At 64.4% G+C, this 15,958-nt stretch carries 21 protein-coding genes; 8 read left to right on the top strand and 13 right to left on the bottom strand.

Features of this window, described 5'->3' with window-relative positions; genetic code table 11:
* Positions 1-82 precede the first annotated feature (82 nt).
* The 7 genes from acpS to folK form a co-directional block, all read right to left on the bottom strand.
* Positions 83-487 carry a holo-ACP synthase gene (gene acpS, locus V8352_RS03875; protein ID WP_336422991.1) on the bottom strand — a complete coding sequence of 135 codons (405 nt, stop codon included), beginning with the start codon at positions 485-487 and terminating at the stop codon, positions 83-85.
* 16 nt (positions 488-503) lie between these two features.
* The gene (locus tag V8352_RS03870; protein WP_336422942.1) at positions 504-935 is read right to left on the bottom strand and encodes an ABZJ_00895 family protein; all 432 of its coding nucleotides are present in this window, start codon (positions 933-935) and stop codon (positions 504-506) included.
* Entirely contained in the window at positions 932-1,678 is a 747-nt protein-coding gene (locus tag V8352_RS03865; protein WP_336422941.1) for a pyridoxine 5'-phosphate synthase, read from the bottom strand. Before V8352_RS03865 ends, V8352_RS03870 begins: the two co-directional genes overlap by 4 nt.
* Before the next feature lie 103 nt (positions 1,679-1,781).
* On the bottom strand, positions 1,782-2,456 hold the full coding sequence (locus tag V8352_RS03860) for a DUF2062 domain-containing protein (RefSeq protein WP_336422940.1): 675 nt from the start codon (positions 2,454-2,456) through the stop codon (positions 1,782-1,784).
* A gap of 19 nt (positions 2,457-2,475) precedes the next feature.
* On the bottom strand, positions 2,476-4,611 hold the full coding sequence (locus V8352_RS03855) for a RelA/SpoT family protein (protein WP_336422939.1): 2,136 nt from the start codon (positions 4,609-4,611) through the stop codon (positions 2,476-2,478).
* Positions 4,612-4,705: 94 nt separating this feature from the next.
* On the bottom strand, positions 4,706-5,059 hold the full coding sequence (gene rpoZ / locus V8352_RS03850; protein WP_336422938.1) for a DNA-directed RNA polymerase subunit omega: 354 nt from the start codon (positions 5,057-5,059) through the stop codon (positions 4,706-4,708).
* Between the two features lie 73 nt (positions 5,060-5,132).
* On the bottom strand, positions 5,133-5,672 hold the full coding sequence (gene folK / locus V8352_RS03845) for a 2-amino-4-hydroxy-6-hydroxymethyldihydropteridine diphosphokinase (protein ID WP_442970951.1): 540 nt from the start codon (positions 5,670-5,672) through the stop codon (positions 5,133-5,135).
* 227 nt (positions 5,673-5,899) lie between these two features.
* Here folK and V8352_RS03840 point away from each other — a divergent pair, with 227 nt between their 5' ends.
* Positions 5,900-6,472, top strand: a complete 573-nt coding sequence (locus tag V8352_RS03840; protein ID WP_336422936.1) for a LabA-like NYN domain-containing protein — start codon at positions 5,900-5,902, stop codon at positions 6,470-6,472.
* A gap of 15 nt (positions 6,473-6,487) precedes the next feature.
* Here V8352_RS03840 and V8352_RS03835 read toward each other — a convergent pair whose 3' ends face one another.
* Complete coding sequence (locus V8352_RS03835; protein ID WP_336422935.1) at positions 6,488-7,612, bottom strand: TIGR03364 family FAD-dependent oxidoreductase; 1,125 nt, start codon at positions 7,610-7,612, stop codon at positions 6,488-6,490.
* 150 nt (positions 7,613-7,762) lie between these two features.
* Here V8352_RS03835 and ispH point away from each other — a divergent pair, with 150 nt between their 5' ends.
* From ispH to V8352_RS03810, 5 genes are read left to right on the top strand one after another with little or no spacing between them, the layout of a single operon-like run.
* Positions 7,763-8,713: a 4-hydroxy-3-methylbut-2-enyl diphosphate reductase gene (ispH, locus tag V8352_RS03830; protein ID WP_336422934.1), complete on the top strand. Its 951-nt coding sequence runs from the start codon at positions 7,763-7,765 to the stop codon at positions 8,711-8,713.
* On the top strand, positions 8,710-9,162 hold the full coding sequence (locus tag V8352_RS03825) for a DUF3429 domain-containing protein (RefSeq protein ID WP_336422933.1): 453 nt from the start codon (positions 8,710-8,712) through the stop codon (positions 9,160-9,162). The genes ispH and V8352_RS03825 overlap by 4 nt, the downstream gene beginning before the upstream one ends.
* Positions 9,159-9,752 (top strand): class I SAM-dependent DNA methyltransferase, encoded by a 594-nt coding sequence (locus V8352_RS03820; RefSeq protein WP_336422932.1) that lies wholly within the window; start codon positions 9,159-9,161, stop codon positions 9,750-9,752. Before V8352_RS03825 ends, V8352_RS03820 begins: the two co-directional genes overlap by 4 nt.
* Positions 9,745-10,209 (top strand): ribonuclease HI, encoded by a 465-nt coding sequence (gene rnhA / locus V8352_RS03815; protein WP_336422931.1) that lies wholly within the window; start codon positions 9,745-9,747, stop codon positions 10,207-10,209. Before V8352_RS03820 ends, rnhA begins: the two co-directional genes overlap by 8 nt.
* A gap of 10 nt (positions 10,210-10,219) precedes the next feature.
* Positions 10,220-10,843 (top strand): trimeric intracellular cation channel family protein, encoded by a 624-nt coding sequence (locus tag V8352_RS03810; protein ID WP_336422930.1) that lies wholly within the window; start codon positions 10,220-10,222, stop codon positions 10,841-10,843.
* Positions 10,844-10,925: 82 nt separating this feature from the next.
* Here the strand turns inward: V8352_RS03810 and V8352_RS03805 are convergent, their stop codons facing one another.
* From V8352_RS03805 to def (V8352_RS03790), 4 genes are read right to left on the bottom strand one after another with little or no spacing between them, the layout of a single operon-like run.
* On the bottom strand, positions 10,926-11,168 hold the full coding sequence (locus V8352_RS03805) for a hypothetical protein (RefSeq protein ID WP_336422929.1): 243 nt from the start codon (positions 11,166-11,168) through the stop codon (positions 10,926-10,928).
* 10 nt (positions 11,169-11,178) lie between these two features.
* Complete coding sequence (gene fmt / locus V8352_RS03800) at positions 11,179-12,093, bottom strand: methionyl-tRNA formyltransferase (RefSeq protein WP_336422928.1); 915 nt, start codon at positions 12,091-12,093, stop codon at positions 11,179-11,181.
* A 2-nt stretch (positions 12,094-12,095) separates the two neighbouring features.
* Positions 12,096-12,593, bottom strand: a complete 498-nt coding sequence (def, locus tag V8352_RS03795) for a peptide deformylase (RefSeq protein ID WP_336422927.1) — start codon at positions 12,591-12,593, stop codon at positions 12,096-12,098.
* 3 nt (positions 12,594-12,596) lie between these two features.
* Positions 12,597-13,115 (bottom strand): peptide deformylase, encoded by a 519-nt coding sequence (gene def / locus V8352_RS03790; protein ID WP_336422926.1) that lies wholly within the window; start codon positions 13,113-13,115, stop codon positions 12,597-12,599.
* A 109-nt stretch (positions 13,116-13,224) separates the two neighbouring features.
* Here def (V8352_RS03790) and V8352_RS03785 point away from each other — a divergent pair, with 109 nt between their 5' ends.
* Positions 13,225-14,394: a MalY/PatB family protein gene (locus V8352_RS03785; RefSeq protein WP_336422925.1), complete on the top strand. Its 1,170-nt coding sequence runs from the start codon at positions 13,225-13,227 to the stop codon at positions 14,392-14,394.
* A 37-nt stretch (positions 14,395-14,431) separates the two neighbouring features.
* Here the strand turns inward: V8352_RS03785 and V8352_RS03780 are convergent, their stop codons facing one another.
* Positions 14,432-14,782, bottom strand: a complete 351-nt coding sequence (locus V8352_RS03780) for a hypothetical protein (protein WP_336422924.1) — start codon at positions 14,780-14,782, stop codon at positions 14,432-14,434.
* A 214-nt stretch (positions 14,783-14,996) separates the two neighbouring features.
* Between V8352_RS03780 and cbiB the strand changes: the two genes are divergently transcribed.
* Entirely contained in the window at positions 14,997-15,908 is a 912-nt protein-coding gene (gene cbiB / locus V8352_RS03775) for an adenosylcobinamide-phosphate synthase CbiB (protein ID WP_336422923.1), read from the top strand.
* Positions 15,909-15,958 lie beyond the last annotated feature (50 nt).

Raw genomic sequence — 15,958 nt, 5'->3', positions numbered from 1 at the left:
TGTGCAAGTGGATCGGGCTCGTCGAGATGCTTCATGGGCGTGGGGGGCGGGCAAGTCAACCCGGCGCAGGGCGACATGAGAGCTATGGGGCCAATGGACGCGCCTCGATCACCACAAAGGCCTGCGCCCAAGGGTGATCGTCGGTCAGGGTGACGTGAATGAGGGCGGTGTGCCCCGGCGGCGTCATCTCGGCCAAGCGCTCTGCGGCCCAGCCCGTGACCTCCATCACCGGCTGGCCGCTGTGCAGATTGCTGACGGCCATGTCCTTCCACGCGATGCCCATGCGCAAGCCCGTGCCCAGCGCCTTTGAGCAGGCCTCCTTGGCGGCCCAGCGCTTGGCGTAGGTGCCGGGCGTATCGGCGCGCCGCTCGGCCTTTCGCTGCTCGACCTCGGTAAAGACGCGGTTGCGAAAGCGGTCGCCAAAGCGATCCAGCGTGCGCCCGATGCGCTCGATATTGGCAAGATCCGTGCCGATGCCGAGGATCATGGCCGCACGCGCCGCATCAAGAGCCTTCCCTGTTGCGCCGCGTCTCTTCATTGCGCGCGCCAAGGCCCAGGAAAAACCGGTTGGACAGCAGGTAGATCACTGCGTGAACCCCCAGCATCAGCCAGAAGGCCCGCGTGCCGGGCGGCGCAACGCTCTGCGCCGAATCCGCCGGGATCAGCGCCACCGCCACAAAGCTGAGCGCGACATTCAGCGCAACTGCCAGCCCTGTCGCCAGGACGGCAAAGTTCCACGCCTCGGACGGATTGGGCATGCGCGCTTCGCTCCGCACGAAAGACCGCCCTTCCAGCAGCGCCGCGATCATCGCCGGCGCCAGAAATTGCCCGGAAGAGCCAAGACCCGCATCCGCCCAAGCGTTCAGCGCCAGCACGATCAGCGCCGAGAATATGGCAACAGCAAGGTAAACCCCGGTGTAGCGGATGTAGTTCATCGCGCGGCCTCCATCAGCCGCCGCATCTTGGCAATCGCCGCCTCCAGACCCATGAATACCGCTTCGCCGATCAGGAAATGGCCGATGTTCAGCTCGGCGACCTCGGGCAGTGCCGCAATGGGCGCCACAGTGTCAAAGGTCAGCCCATGGCCCGCATGCACCTCGAGCCCCAAGGCGTGGGCATGGCGCGCCATCTCGCGCAGCGACTTCAATTCGGCGTCTCGCACATCGAAACGGCCCTCGGCATGGGCGTCGCAATAGGCGCCCGTGTGCAGTTCGATCACCTCTGCACCGGTGCGGGCGGCGGCGTCGATCTGTGCCGCGTCTGCGCCGATAAAGATCGAAATACGGCTTCCGGCCGCGCGCAGGGGTGCGATGAATTGCGTCAGCTTGACCTCGTCGCGCACCACATCCAGCCCGCCCTCGGTCGTGCGCTCTTCGCGCTTTTCGGGCACGAGGCAGACCGCGTGCGGCTTGAGGCGCAGCGCAATGCCGGCCATCTCCTCGGTCGCGGCCATCTCGAAATTGAGCGGCACGGTCAGCTGCGCCATCAGCGCGTCGATGTCACCGTCGATGATATGGCGGCGATCCTCGCGCAGGTGTGCGGTGATCCCGTCTGCGCCCGCCGCCTCTGCCAGAAGGGCGGCGCGCACAGGGTCCGGAACGGTCCCGCCGCGCGCATTGCGCAGGGTGGCGACGTGATCGATGTTCACGCCAAGGCGCAACTTGGATGTATCCGGCATTGTTTTCCCCCGAAACGTCCCCCAGGACGGAATGGCAGCGCGCTGGCCGCTCACGGCCAACATCACTTCACAAAAAGCACACGGCGCGGCGGCGTCAAGTCACCTAGCGCGGCGGTGTCTCGTTGTGTGACGCTTTGGCATCGTCCACCGCCGCCTTCTGCTTGAGCGCGATCCATTTCGCCTTCAGCTTGGCCTGCCGACGTTTTTGATACACCATGATGATCGGCAGCGAAAAGTAATAGGCTGCGATGCCCGCGATAAGCCCAACGACAATGCCGCCCACCATGTAGGGTTGGAACACGTCATGATAGAAAAGTGCCAGTTGATCCCAATTGGCTTCTTCACGCGTGATGATGGAAAGAACATTGTGCTTCAGATCACCCGCCGCGCCGGAAAACTTCTCGGCGAGGCTCAGCTCCGAATTTTCAAGAACATTGTGCCCTGTGCCAAGCAGGAAATGCCCGGTCTGAAGCGAGCTGGCCGCGATGGCGAGAAACGTCAGCGGATTGCCAACGAACGTCGCCAACAGCGACGCGATGATGTTGCCCCGCATGATCTTGGCGATCAGAGCCGCCAGAAGGAAATGCAGCCCGAAAAATGGCGTGAACGTCACGAGGACACCCGCAAAGATCCCGCGCGCGATGCGATGCGGCGGATCGGGCAAGCGCGTGACGCGGTGCTGCACGTATTTCGCCGCGCGCGTCCACCCACCCTTTGGCCAGAAGACACCCGCAGTGGCCCTCCAGACGGATCTTCTGTCTCGTCGCTTGAAGACCAAGGGGAGCCCTCTTTCTCGTTCAGGTTACAGCCTTGCCGGAGGCGTGGGCCAAGTCGCGATGACGCTCGATCTGCGCCACGTCGCTATCGGCGTCCAGCACACTGATCACATTGTGCAATTGCTCGGCGTCGCGCAGCTCGACCTCGATGAGGATGCGATAGTAATCCGGCTTTCGGTCGATAAACGTCAGGTTCGAGATATTGGCGTTGCACTCCCCAATCAAGGTGCAAATTCGGCCCAGCACGCCCGCGTCATTGCTCATCGTGATGTTCAGCGACACACTATAGGCCGCCGCGTGGGTGCCCGAATGCCAGGCGAGGTCGATCCAGCGTTCGGGTTGATCCTCATAGGTTTGCAGCGCGTCACAATCAATCGAGTGCACGGTCACGCCCTGGCCGCGAAACGTGATGCCTACGATGCGCTCACCCGGCAGCGGCTCGCAGCAGCGGGCCCGTTCAAAGCGCTGACCCGGATCGAGGCCGATCACCGCGCGGTCGCGCCCCACCTCCTCGCCGCCCTGAGGCGCAAGATCGGGATAGACGGCGCTGACCACCTCGCGCGCGGTCAGCTCGGCACTGCCCAGCCGCGCCAGGAGCGCTGCGGTATCGGGCAGGCGCAGGTTGCGCGCCGCCGCCGTCAGCGCCTTGTCGGTCGCGCGCTTGCCCACATGCTCGAACGCGGCGCGCGCCAACTCGCGGCCCAGCTTGATGTAGCGGCCACGATCCTGCTCGCGCAGGGCGCGGCGAATGGCGGATTTGGCCTTGCCCGTGGTCGCGATGTCCAGCCAGCTTGATTGCGGCGTCTGCCCGTCCGCGATGATGACCTCGACAGACTGGCCGTTCTTGATCCGTGTCCAGAGCGGCACGCGCATCCCGTCGATCTTGGCGCCCACCACCGCATGACCGATGCGCGTATGGATGGCATAGGCAAAATCAATCGGCGTCGCGCCGCGCGGCAACTTGATAACGTCGCCCTTGGGGGTAAAGCAAAAGACCTGATCGGAATACATCTCGAGCTTGACCGCCTCGAGGAAATCCGCGTGATCCTCGTCGCCGTCCAGCTGGTCGGTCAGCGTGTTGATCCACTTGGCCGGATCGACGGCAAAGGGGTTTTCGCTGCGCACACCGTCACGGTAGGACCAATGCGCCGCGACGCCCGATTCGGCCACGTCATGCATCTGGCGGGTGCGAATCTGCACTTCCACCCGCTTGCCATCGCGGCCCGAAACGGTTGTGTGGATCGACCGATAGCCATTCGACTTGGGCTGACTGATGTAATCCTTGAACCGGCCCGGCACGGCGCGCCAGCGCTGGTGGATCGCGCCGAGGATCGCATAGCAATCGCCCTCGGTCTCGCAGATGATCCGAAAGCCGTAGATGTCCGACAGCCGCGAAAAGGCCAGATCCTTTTCCTGCATCTTGCGCCAGATCGAATAAGGTTTCTTGGCGCGGCCGATCACCTCGGCCTCGATGCACACCTTGGCCAATTCCTTGCGGATGTCGCCAGTGATCCGGGTGATGACATCACCCGACTCGCGTTGCAGCATGATGAAGCGGCGCATGATGGACGCGCGCGCCTCGTTGTTGATCACGCGAAAGGCCAGATCCTCCAGCTCTTCTCGCATCCATTGCATGCCCATGCGCCCGGCGAGCGGCGCGTAGATGTCCATCGTCTCGCGCGCTTTTTGCACCTGCTTTTCGGGTCGCATCGCCTTGATGGTGCGCATGTTGTGCAGCCGGTCGGCCAACTTGACCAGAATGACGCGCAAGTCCTTGGACATGGCGATCAGGAGCTTGCGGAAGTTTTCGGCCTGCTTGGTCTCGCTACTGCTCAGCTGAAGGTTGGTCAGCTTGGTCACGCCATCGACCAGATCGGCGATCTCGCTACCGAACATCTCGGACACCGCGACATAGGAGGCGCGGGTATCCTCGATCGTGTCGTGCAGAAGGGCCGTCACCAGCGTCGCATCGCCCAGACGCTGCTGGGCGAGGATGGCCGCCACGGCGATGGGATGGGTGAAATAGGGCTCGCCCGAATGGCGGGTTTGCCCCTCGTGCATCCGCAAGCCGTAGTCATAGGCCCGCCTCAGCAGGGCCTCGTCGCAGCGGGGATTGTAGGTGCGGACCAGCGCGATCAGGTCGTCGGCGGTAATCATGACATTCACCCGCCGCGCAGCGCGGCCACACTGTTGAAGCCTGCGCGCAGCGCCGTCATGGCACGCGGTGCGCCGCGTGCCACATGCGCTTGCGTCAGCCCTGCCCTTGCGCCCGCATCAACTCGCGCAGCAGGCGCTCTTCGGACATGTCGTCTTCGGCGGGCTTGTCGGCCTCGCCACCCATCAGAAGGGCCATCTGGTCCTCTTCGGGCTCATCGACTTCGATTTCGGTCTGGTTCGCCTCGATCATCCGCTCGCGCAGGTCGGCGGCGCTCTGGGTCTCGTCGGCAATCTCGCGCAAGGCAACGACGGGGTTCTTGTCATTGTCCCGGTCAACCGTCAGGGTTGCCCCGGACGAGATTTCGCGGGCACGGTGCGCAGCAAGCAGCACCAGATCGAAACGGTTGGGAACCTTGTCGACGCAATCTTCGGTCGTAACGCGGGCCATGAGACCTCCGGGATATGTGGGATCGGGGTGTAAACCTGCTACTTACGCGGCACTGCGGCGAGGTGCAAGCAGGTTATGGCAGGCGCCGCACCTCGTCCACATCGCCCGCAGGCAGCGCGGCCAGCATCTGCGCCACCGTTTGCCCCAGCACCGGATGACACCACTCCGGCGCCACATCCGCCAGCGGAACGAGAACAAAGGCCCGCTCGTGCAGGCGTGGATGCGGCAGGATCAGCCGGTCGGGCGTTTGCGCCATCTGCGCCTCAAGCGGCAGGCGCTGCCATGCCTGATAGGACGCCAGATCGGGAACAATATGGCTGCCATGGGCGATCAGATCCAGATCCAGCGTTCGCTGCCCCCAGCGCCGCTCGCGAGTGCGGCCAAATTGCGCCTCCACGCGGTGCAGCATCGCCAATGTCTCGTCCGGGTCCATCTGTGCCGACAAGCGGACGGCGGCATTGACGTAATCGGGGCCTGCGCCCGCAGGAAAGCAGGGGGTCGCGTAAAAGTCGCTCACAGCCAGCACGCGCGCGCCTTCGGCGCCTAGCGCGCCAAGCGCCAAAGCCAAGGTTTCTGCTGGCAATCCTGCCTCCGATGGCATATTTCCGCCCATTGCGACAAATATGTTGGTAGACTTATCGCCAAATGCCTTTGCGTCACCCATGTAACAATGAACTTTCGGTTAACGCCAAACGTTGGCACTACATGACGCCTATAGGCTGATCGGGTGTTTGAAAATCCAATTCACCCTCTACTCAAGATGTTCGCCTCAGACACACAACTATACAACTTCATAATCCCCCTGCCGTCGCACGGCCCGAGGGAAGAGAGGACCAAGCAATGTTTTACAAAGACGAGCGTCTGGCGCTCTTCATCGACGGCGCAAACCTTTATGCAGCCGGCAAGGCGCTGGGGTTCGACATCGATTACAAGCTCCTGCGCACCGAATTCATGCGGCGCGGCAAGTTGCTGCGCGCCTTCTACTACACCGCGCTGCTCGAAAACGACGAGTATTCCCCGATTCGTCCCTTGGTGGATTGGCTGAATTACAACGGCTTCTCGATGGTGACCAAACCAGCCAAGGAATATACGGACAGTCAGGGGCGCCGCAAAGTCAAAGGCAACATGGATATCGAACTGGCCGTCGATGCGATGGAACTGGCGCCGCGGATCGATCACATCGTGCTCTTTTCGGGCGATGGTGACTTTCGCCCGCTGATCGAATCACTGCAACGGCAAGGCGTGCGCGTCTCTGTCGTCTCGACGATCCGCAGCCAGCCCCCCATGATTTCGGACGAGTTGCGCCGTCAGGCCGACAACTTCATCGAGTTGGACGACCTGAAAGATGTCATCGGCCGCCCTCCCCGCGATGCGTCAAGCAACCGTTCGGACCAATACGAGACGCAGTTGTAATCTTGCCGCGCCGCCTCAGGATGCGATCTGCGCAATGGTTTCGGCCGCCACCGTAAAGCCATGCGTCATTCCCTGCCCGTTTGTATTCGTGACAGCCGTGATGCCCGCGCCGGGATGCATGCGCAGCAGCGCGCGGCCCGGCATGTGCGCATAATTGCCGACCCAGCGCGCGGCAATGCGCCGTTCAGGCAGGCGCATCAAGGCATCCGTCTCGCCCAAGATCAGATCATCGACGCGCGCCGGATCATCCGGGGCAGCATCCGCCCCATAGTGGTGCGAATCGCCCAGGGTAATGCTGCCGTCGTCTTCTTGCACGATGATGACATGCACGCCGTGCGCCGACGCCTCTGCCATGTGTTGCTGTTGCAGGGCGCGCAGGGCAGGCAAGGCCGCGCAATCGGCAAAGGCGCTGTAGCGCGTCATGCTCAGCCCGCCCATCACGAAGGGGTCCAGCCGCCAGTCCTGCGGCCGCGGCAGGGTGCGCAGCATCTGAAGGCGGCACGTCGAGACACCGCTCGCCGCCCAAGCCTCGGGGCAGAGGCGCGCAAATTCGTTTCCGCCGCAGATCACGACATGATTGGCGCGATAGCTTCCGCCTGCCGTCTCGATCCGCCCGCCTTCGGCATGGGTGACTTCGGTATTGAAGTGAAAGGTGACGCCATGCGCGCGCGCCAGCCACGCGGCAATCGCCGCAGGAGCGCCGCGCTGGTCCGCCTTCCATGCCTCCGGGCTCCACAATCCGCCCAAGGCAGCATCCGTGAGGCCGGGCACATGGCGCGCCAGATCCTCCGGCCCGATCAGGGCGAAATCCTGCACGGCCGGCCCGGTCGCCGCCGCGCGCTCGGCCAGCACGTCCATCTCCTCGGGGCGGCGCGCTACGAAAAGGCACCCCGCCTGCCGCAGCGAGATGCCCGCGCCCGCCGCGACCTCCTGCCAGGCCGCAAGACCGGCGCGCGCGCTGTCCAGCTCGGGGCCGGGCTGCTGCGCGGCGATGGCCAGCATGCCAAAGTTACGCACCGACGCGCCGTCTGCGAAGGCCCCCCGCTCGAACACCGCCACGCGCATGCCGCTGCGCGCCGCCTGCCACGCGTGCGCAAGGCCCAGAATACCGCCACCCACCACGGCCAGATCGTACTGCATCGTCATTCCTCCTGCGTGCGCCATGGCGATGCGCAGACCTTGCGCGCCCAAATCCCGCCGCGTCAAGCATCCGCCGCGCGCGGCAAATCCGCCATCCCCTCTGGACGCAGGCCGCCTCGTCCCTTACCTCTGCCCCTTAAGGAGCGCGCCATGACACATCCCCCCCTCACACTCTATCTGGCAGCGCCGCGCGGCTTTTGCGCAGGCGTCGACCGGGCCATCAAGATCGTCGAGATGGCGCTGACGAAATGGGGAGCGCCCGTCTATGTCCGGCACGAAATCGTGCATAATAAATACGTCGTCGACGATCTTCGGGCCAAGGGCGCGATCTTTGTCGAAGAGCTGGACGAATGCCCGAATGACCGCCCAGTGATCTTTTCCGCCCACGGCGTGCCCAAATCGGTGCCCGCCGAGGCGGACAAGCGCCAGATGATCTATGTGGATGCCACATGCCCGCTCGTGTCGAAGGTGCACATCGAGGCCGAGCGCCACCATGAGGCGGGCCTTCAGATCATCATGATCGGCCATGAGGGGCACCCCGAAACCATCGGCACAATGGGCCAGTTGCCCCCCGGCGCGGTCCTCTTGGTCGAAACCGAAGAGGATGTCGCCGCACTGGACGTGCGCGACGAAACCGCGCTGGCCTATGTCACACAAACGACGCTGAGCGTCGATGATACGATCGGTATCGTCGCCGCGCTGAATGCGCGCTTTCCGGCCATCAAGGGCCCGCACAAGGAAGACATCTGCTACGCCACCACCAATCGGCAGGCCGCCGTCAAGGCAATGGCCGCGCAATGTGACGCCATGCTGGTCGTCGGCGCACCCAATTCGTCCAATTCACGCAGGCTGGTCGAGGTCGGCGCACGCGCGGGCTGTGCCCATGCCCAATTGGTCCAGCGCGCCACCGACATTGACTGGCGCTCGCTCGAGGGCATCCGCTCGATCGGTGTGACCGCAGGTGCATCTGCGCCCGAAATCCTCGTCAACGAAGTGATCGAGGCATTGCAGGCGCGCTATGACGTCACGATCAGCCAGGTCGAAACCGCCGTGGAAAACGTCGAATTCAAGGTGCCCCGCGTGTTGAGAGCGCCCGCATGAGCGCCATTCCCCGCTCTGCCCTCATCCTGGGCCTCGCCGGGCTCATCCCCTTCGTCTGGGGCGCCTTGACCGTGATGGCACCTGCCCTTGCCGAATGGACGGTGCGCAGCATCGGCCCGCGCTTTGCCGGGCCTTATGTCATGCTCTTTTACGGTGCGATCATTCTGTCGTTCATGTCCGGCGTCCTTTGGGGATTCGCGACCAAGCTGGAGGGCGCGCAGGCCACCACGGGCTATGGGCTGTCGGTCATTCCCGCGCTCTGGGCGTTTTTCACCACCGGGGGCGGGCCGTCCAGCGCGGGCATTTCCCTGATCGCGGGTTTTCTGGGCCTTCTCGCGCTCGATTGGTTGTTCTGGCGCTACGGCGTGGCCCCGCCATGGTGGATGCATCTGCGCGTCCTTCTGACGGTCATCGTCGTCGCCTGCCTTGCCATCGGTGTCTTTGCATGACCTCCGATCCAGAAACCCTTGCCGCCTACGGCACGCAGGCGCAAAACTACGCCGCCATGACCGACAGCCTCAAGGGCGACAAGCATCTGGCCATTTTCATCGCCGCCCTGCCCAAGGGCGCGCGCGTGCTCGATCTGGGCTGCGGCCCGGGCCGCGCGGCAGGCCAGATGGCCGATCATGGCCTCAAGGTCGATGCGCTGGATGCCGTGCCCGAGATGGTTGCGATGGCCGCCGTGCACCCCGGCGTCGCTGCCCGGCAAGGCACATTTCACGATATAGCCGGCACCGATCTTTACGACGGGATCTGGGCCAATTTCAGCCTGCTGCACGCGCCGCGCGCCGATATGCCGGGCCACCTTGCCGCGCTGAAAACCGCGCTGAAACCGGGGGGCCTATTCCACATCGGCGTCAAGACAGGGACGGGCGCGGCGCGCGACAAGCTGGGCCGACACTACACCTATTACACCCAAGGCGAGCTGCGCGGCCTTTTGAGCGCAGCCGGCCTCGCGCCGCATGACAGCTGGACCGGCCGCGATCGTGGTCTGGCGGGCCAGATGGACGACTGGGTGGTGATCCACGCCCATGGCTGAGCTCTTTGCCTATACCGATGGGGCCTGCTCTGGCAATCCCGGCCCCGGCGGCTGGGGGGCGCTGTTGCGCGCGATGGACGGCGACCGGATCGTCAAGGAGCGCTGCCTCAAGGGCGGCGAGGCCAACACCACCAACAACCGGATGGAGCTGTTGGCCGCCATCAACGCGCTGGAAACGCTGGCAAAGCCCTCAAAACTGACCATCGTCACCGATAGCCAATACGTCAAGAATGGCGTCACCGGCTGGATCCACGGATGGAAGCGGAACGGCTGGAAAACCTCGGCCAAGAAACCGGTCAAGAACGTCGAGTTGTGGCAGCGCCTCGATGCGGCCCAAGCCCGCCACGACGTGACATGGGCATGGGTCAAGGGGCACGCAGGCCACCCCGAGAACGAGCGCGCCGATGAGTTGGCGCGCGAAGGGATGGCCCCCTTCAAGAAATCTCCGGCCAAGTGAGCGCGCCCCGATGACCGCACCCGTGCTTCTCGACTACGCTTCGGTCCTGATTTTCGCCCTCACGGGCGCGCTAGTGGCCAGCCGCGCGCAACTCGATATTGTCGGTTTTGCCTTCATCGCCTGCCTAACGGCGGTGGGCGGCGGCACGCTGCGCGACGTGATGCTGGACCGCAATCCGATCTTCTGGATGGGCGATCCGATTTATATCCTCATCGCAGCCACGGCCGCCGCGCTTATCTTCTTTACCGCGCATCTGGTCGAAAGCCGCTATCGCTGGCTTCTCTGGCTCGACGCCTTTGCCCTTGCCGTCGCCGTCCCGGCGGGTGTCTCGGTGGCGATGCTGATGGCGCAGCCGGCACCGATCATCGTGCTCATGGGCATGGTGACGGGATGCATGGGCGGGCTGATGCGCGACGTTGTCATCGGCGAGGTGCCACTGGTGCTCAAACAGGGCGAGCTTTATGTCAGTGCCGCCTTTTCGGGCGCGCTGGCCGCTGTGCTCTTGAGCGAGGTCACGGCCGATCCGGTCATCGTCCTTGGCGGCTGCGGCGCGGTGACATGGGCCTTGCGTGCAGGCTCCTTGGCGTTCGGGTGGTCCTTGCCGGTCTACAAGGCGCGCCCGCCCCGCCAATGAGGGGCCTCAGGATGGCCACGGCATCTGCTTTTTCTTGATAAAAACACCCAAATCCTGCCGAGGGAACAGGCGCACCACCCGATCAGCGCCGACCGCGCCAGTGAAAGGGCACGATGATCAGCGCACCGACCGACGAGGCAATGGCGTTCAGTCCGGGCGAGCCAAAGCCGATGCCGAACATCAGCCGCAGGAAATAGGCCAGAAACGCGCCGCCAATGCAGATGATGATCGAGGGCAAGATCCCGTTGCGGGTAAATCCCGACTTCTCCGACAGATAGCCGACGATCCCGGCAATCACGACCGTGCCCATGATGGTTGGAAACATAAGGCCCCGCCTACAGCCGTGTGCCCGGCGGCAGCGCCATGCCACGCAGGAAATCCTGGCTATCCTGCGCCGCGCGCCCGGCCCGCTGCAAGCGCAAAAGGCGCACCGCGCCTTGCCCGCATGCCACCTCCAAAGTGCCCGGAGGGCTTTGCAGCACTTCGCCGGGCGCACCCGCGCCCGTCGCCGTCTCAGAGGCCAGCAGCTTTACCCGGCTTCCCTCGATCTCGCACCACGCCCCCGGAAAGGGAGAGAGGCCGCGGATCTGGCGGTCGACCTGAGTCGCATCCCGGCTCCAATCGACGCGCGCCTCGGCCTTGTCGATCTTGGCGGCATAAGTGACACCCTCCTCCGGCTGCACCGTTGCCTCCAGCGTGTCCAGCCGCTCCAGCGCCTCCACGATCAGCCGCGCGCCCATCGCGCTCAGCCGGTCATGCAGTGCGCCGGTGGTCTCCTGCGCTCCGATGGCGGTCGCCTCGCGCAGCAACACCGGCCCGGTGTCCAGCCCCGCCTCCATCTGCATGATGCAGATGCCTGTCTCGGCATCGCCGGACATGATGGCGCGGTGGATCGGCGCGGCCCCGCGCCAGCGCGGCAGAAGTGAGGCGTGGATATTGAGGCAGCCGCGCCGAGGCGCGTCCAGCACCGCTTGTGGCAGGATCAGGCCATAGGCCACGACCACCGCCACATCCGCGCCCAGCGCGGCAAATTCCGCCTGCGCCCCGGCATCCTTCAGCGACTGAGGGTGGCGCACCTCCAGCCCCATCTGGGCAGCCCGTGCATGGACCGGCGTGGGCCGATCCTTCTTGCCACGCCCCGCGGGGCGTGGCGGCTGGCAGTAGACGGCGGCGACATCATGCCCAGCCCCCACCAGCGCCTCGAGCACTGGAACCGAAAAGTCAGGCGTTCCCATGAAGATAACACGCATAGCTAACCTATCACCTTACGTGCCTTGCGCAAAAACATGTCGCGGCGCAGCTTGGTTAGGCGATCAAAATACATCCGCCCGTTCAGATGGTCGATCTGGTGTTGCACGGACGTGGCCCAGAGGTGGACAAAGTCGCGCTCCTCCATCTCGCCCGCCTCATTCATAAAGCGCACCGTCACAGCGCGGGGCCGCGCCACCAGCGCCGAAAGGCCGGGCAGATTTGGGCTTGCCTCCTCATGCGGGCGCATCTGGGCACTGGCGTGCAGCACCTCGGGGTTGGCCATGCGGATCGCCTGCCCGCGTGCTTCGCTCGCGTCGACAACCGCAAGGCGCAGCATCACACCTATCTGCGGCGCGGCGAGACCAACACCCGGCATCGCCTCCATCGTGTCGATCATGTCATCCCAATGCGCGCGGATCTCATCGGTGATCTCGCCCACCGGTGCGGCCGCCGTGCGCAGCCGCTTGTCGGGCCAGGGGATGCAACGGCGCGCGGTCATGGTCTACTCCCGCGCCAGTTCGCGCTTGAGCTTTTGCATCCGGCGCGTGATCAACTGCCGCTTCATGGGGCCGATATGGTCGATGAAAAGCTTGCCATTCAAGTGGTCGATCTCATGCTGCACGCATGTGGCCCAAAGACCGTCCATACCGGCGCGCTGCTCCTTGCCGTCGATATCGATCCAGCGCACCTCGACCTCGGCAGGTCGCGTCACCTCGGCGAACTGGTCGGGGATCGACAGGCAGCCCTCCTCATAGACGTTCAGGCTCTCCGAACTTGCCGTGACCTCGGGGTTGAACATCACCATCGGCTCGGCGGGCGCGCCTTCGTCCTTGACGCAATCCATCACGATGAGACGGCTGAGCACGCCAACCTGCGGCGCGGCAAGGCCGATACCCGGCGCGTGGTACATCGTTTCAAGCATATCCTCGGCCAGCGCGCGCAGATCGCCGCTGACATCGTCAACGGGCGCGCACACCTTCTTGAGGCGGGGATCGGGATGGATCAGGATCGGCATTTTCATGGGGCTGCATGTAGGCCATGGCCCGCCGCAGTGCAACGGCCCTTGCACCCGCCGCATCAACGGTTAGCTTGCCCGCCAATCCGGAACTGCCCCCAAAGGAAGACCTGCCATGAATTTCGACGAAATCATCGACCGCGTCGGCACCCATTCCAGCAAATGGGACATGATGGAGCCGATCTATGGTGTGAGCCCCAAGGACGGCATTCCGATGTGGGTGGCAGACATGGATTTCCGCCCGCCCGCCTGTGTGTCCGCCGCTGTGTCGACGATGCACGATCACGGCGTCTATGGCTATTTCGGCGACGAGGGCGCCTACCGAGCCGCCATCCAGTGGTGGATGAAGGAACGCCACGGCTGGAGCGTGGACAAGGAAGCGATCTTTACCACCCACGGTCTCGTCAACGGGACGGCGATGTGCGTCGATGCCTTCACGGCGCCGGGGGATGGCGTGGTCCTCTTCACACCCGTCTATCATGCGTTTGCCCGCGTCATCAAAGCGGCCGGGCGCGAGGTGGTCGAATGCCCGCTGGTCTTGCAGGACGGCGCCTATGTGATGGATTTCGAGCGTTATGATGCACAGATGACCGGCCACGAGAAGATGCTGGTGCTCTGCTCGCCGCACAACCCCGGCGGGCGCGTCTGGACCGAGGCGGAACTTGTCGAGGTCGCCGAGTTCGCCCGGCGCCACGATCTGATCCTTGTGTCGGACGAGATCCATCATGATCTTGTGATGCCCGGCCACCGCCATATGCCGATGTCGCAGATCGAGGGGGTCGAGGACCGGCTGGTCATGATGACCGCGACGACCAAGACGTTCAATATCGCAGGCTCGCATACGGGCAACGTCATCATCCACGATACCGCGCTGCGCGCTCGGTTCGCCGCGTGGATGGCGGCGATGGGCATATCGGCCAATTCCTTCGGCCTCTTCATGACCGAAGCGGCCTATTCCCCGGAGGGCGCTGCATGGGTGGATGGACTTTGCGCCTACCTCGATGGCAATCGCAAGCTTTTCGACGAAGGGGTCAACGCCATTCCGGGCGCACGCTCGATGCCGCTAGAGGCGACGTATCTGGCGTGGGTCGATTTTTCGGGCACCGGCATGCCGGCCGAGGATGTCATCGCCCGCGTTCAGGGAACGGCGCGCATTGCGGCAAATCATGGGCCCAGCTTCGGCACGGGCGGCGCGGATCATCTACGCTTCAATCTGGCGACGCCCCGCAGCCGCGTCCGCGAGGCGGTCAAGCGGCTGGAGGATGCGTTCTCGGACCTTCAGTGAAGCGCCACACTGCCTTTAAGCTACCCCCGCTGCCCGCTCAGGGTGCCTCCAGCAACCCCGCAGGCGCATCCTCGGCGCGCACGAAATCAGCCGGTTGACTGCCCGTCGCCTCGGTCATGCGCTTGAATTCGAAAATACGCTCGCCGCCCTCTTCAGCGGCGGCAACGATCAGGCCGCGCGACAGGTGGCGCCCGCCATCAAAAAGATCGACCAGACCGCGCAGATGCGCGCCGTCGCGCGCGTCCACGGCAAAGCCGCCCGGCCACGCGCGCAGAACCCTATAGGACAGATCGCCCACCTCAACCCTGAGGCGGTTGCTTTTCAGCTCCGCCTTCCGGCGCGCGGCATCGAGCCCGTCCTGCACATCACGCGGCAACGCCGTTTCCATCTGAGTCTCCTTCCGGGTTGTTCCTTGCGAACAGGATGAGCCGTTATCTGTTTCAATCAAGTTAAGATTTTACGAAACATCTCGGAGTCACCAATTTGCAAGCCGTCACCCGTTTGCAAAAATTGGCCGCACGCCTGCGACGTCCCTCTTGCGCCCCGCCCCCGGATCCGCTTGAACGCGGCGATTGCTTTGCCCCCGGTCAAGGGAGACCCCCATGAACATCGCCGCAATCCTGCTGCTGGCCATGCTGCTGGACGCGGCCATGGGCGAGCCGAGGTGGATCTGGTCACGCCTGCCGCACCCGGCGGTGCTGATGGGGCGCGCGATAGACGCGCTGGACCGGCACCTGAACCATGGCGGGATGCGGCGCGCCAAAGGCATTGCTGCGCTGGCGGCGCTCTGCCTTGGCGCATGGATCGCGGGCACGCTCATCGCGCAACTGGGCGGGCTTTTCACCGCCCTTGCCGCTGCCGTCCTGATCGCCCAGCGCTCGCTGGTCGATCATGTCGCTGCCGTGGCCACCGCATTGCGCCAGTCGACCGAGGCAGGCCGTGCATCCGTCGCCATGATCGTCGGGCGTGATATCAGCGCGATGGAGCCGGCGGATGTCGCCCGCGCTGCCATCGAATCAGCCGCCGAAAACTTCAGCGACGGTGTCATCGCGCCGATCTTCTGGCTGGTCATCGGCGGGCTGCCCGGTCTGATGCTCTACAAGGCGGTCAATACCGCAGACAGCATGATTGGCCACCGCACGCCCCGCCATGAGGCATTTGGCTGGGCTGCCGCGCGTCTTGACGATCTGCTCAACATCGGGCCTGCCCGGCTGAGCGCGGCATTGATTGCCATCCTCGCCAAGCCGCGCCCGCAGTGGCGCGACATCGCCCGTGAGGCGCATCAACACCGCTCGCCAAACGGTGGCTGGCCCGAAGCGGCGATGGCGCGCAGCATAGGTGTCGCGCTGTCTGGCCCGCGCGCCTATGGCGGCCAGATGCAGCAGTATCCCCTGGTCAACCCCGAGGGCATGCGCACCCCCGGCCCGGTTCAGATCGACGCGGCGGTGCGGGTGCTCTGGCGCGCGTGGGGCGCAGTTCTGGCCGGCGCATTCGTGGCAGCCCTCCTCATCTGATCCGCTCATCTTGAGGGCCAATTGTTAACTTGCCGGTGTCAAACCCCCAT

This window comes from Roseovarius sp. D0-M9 (assembly GCF_037083805.1).
GTDB lineage: Bacteria > Pseudomonadota > Alphaproteobacteria > Rhodobacterales > Rhodobacteraceae > Roseovarius.
This window is presented reverse-complemented; position numbering and strand designations above follow the sequence as displayed.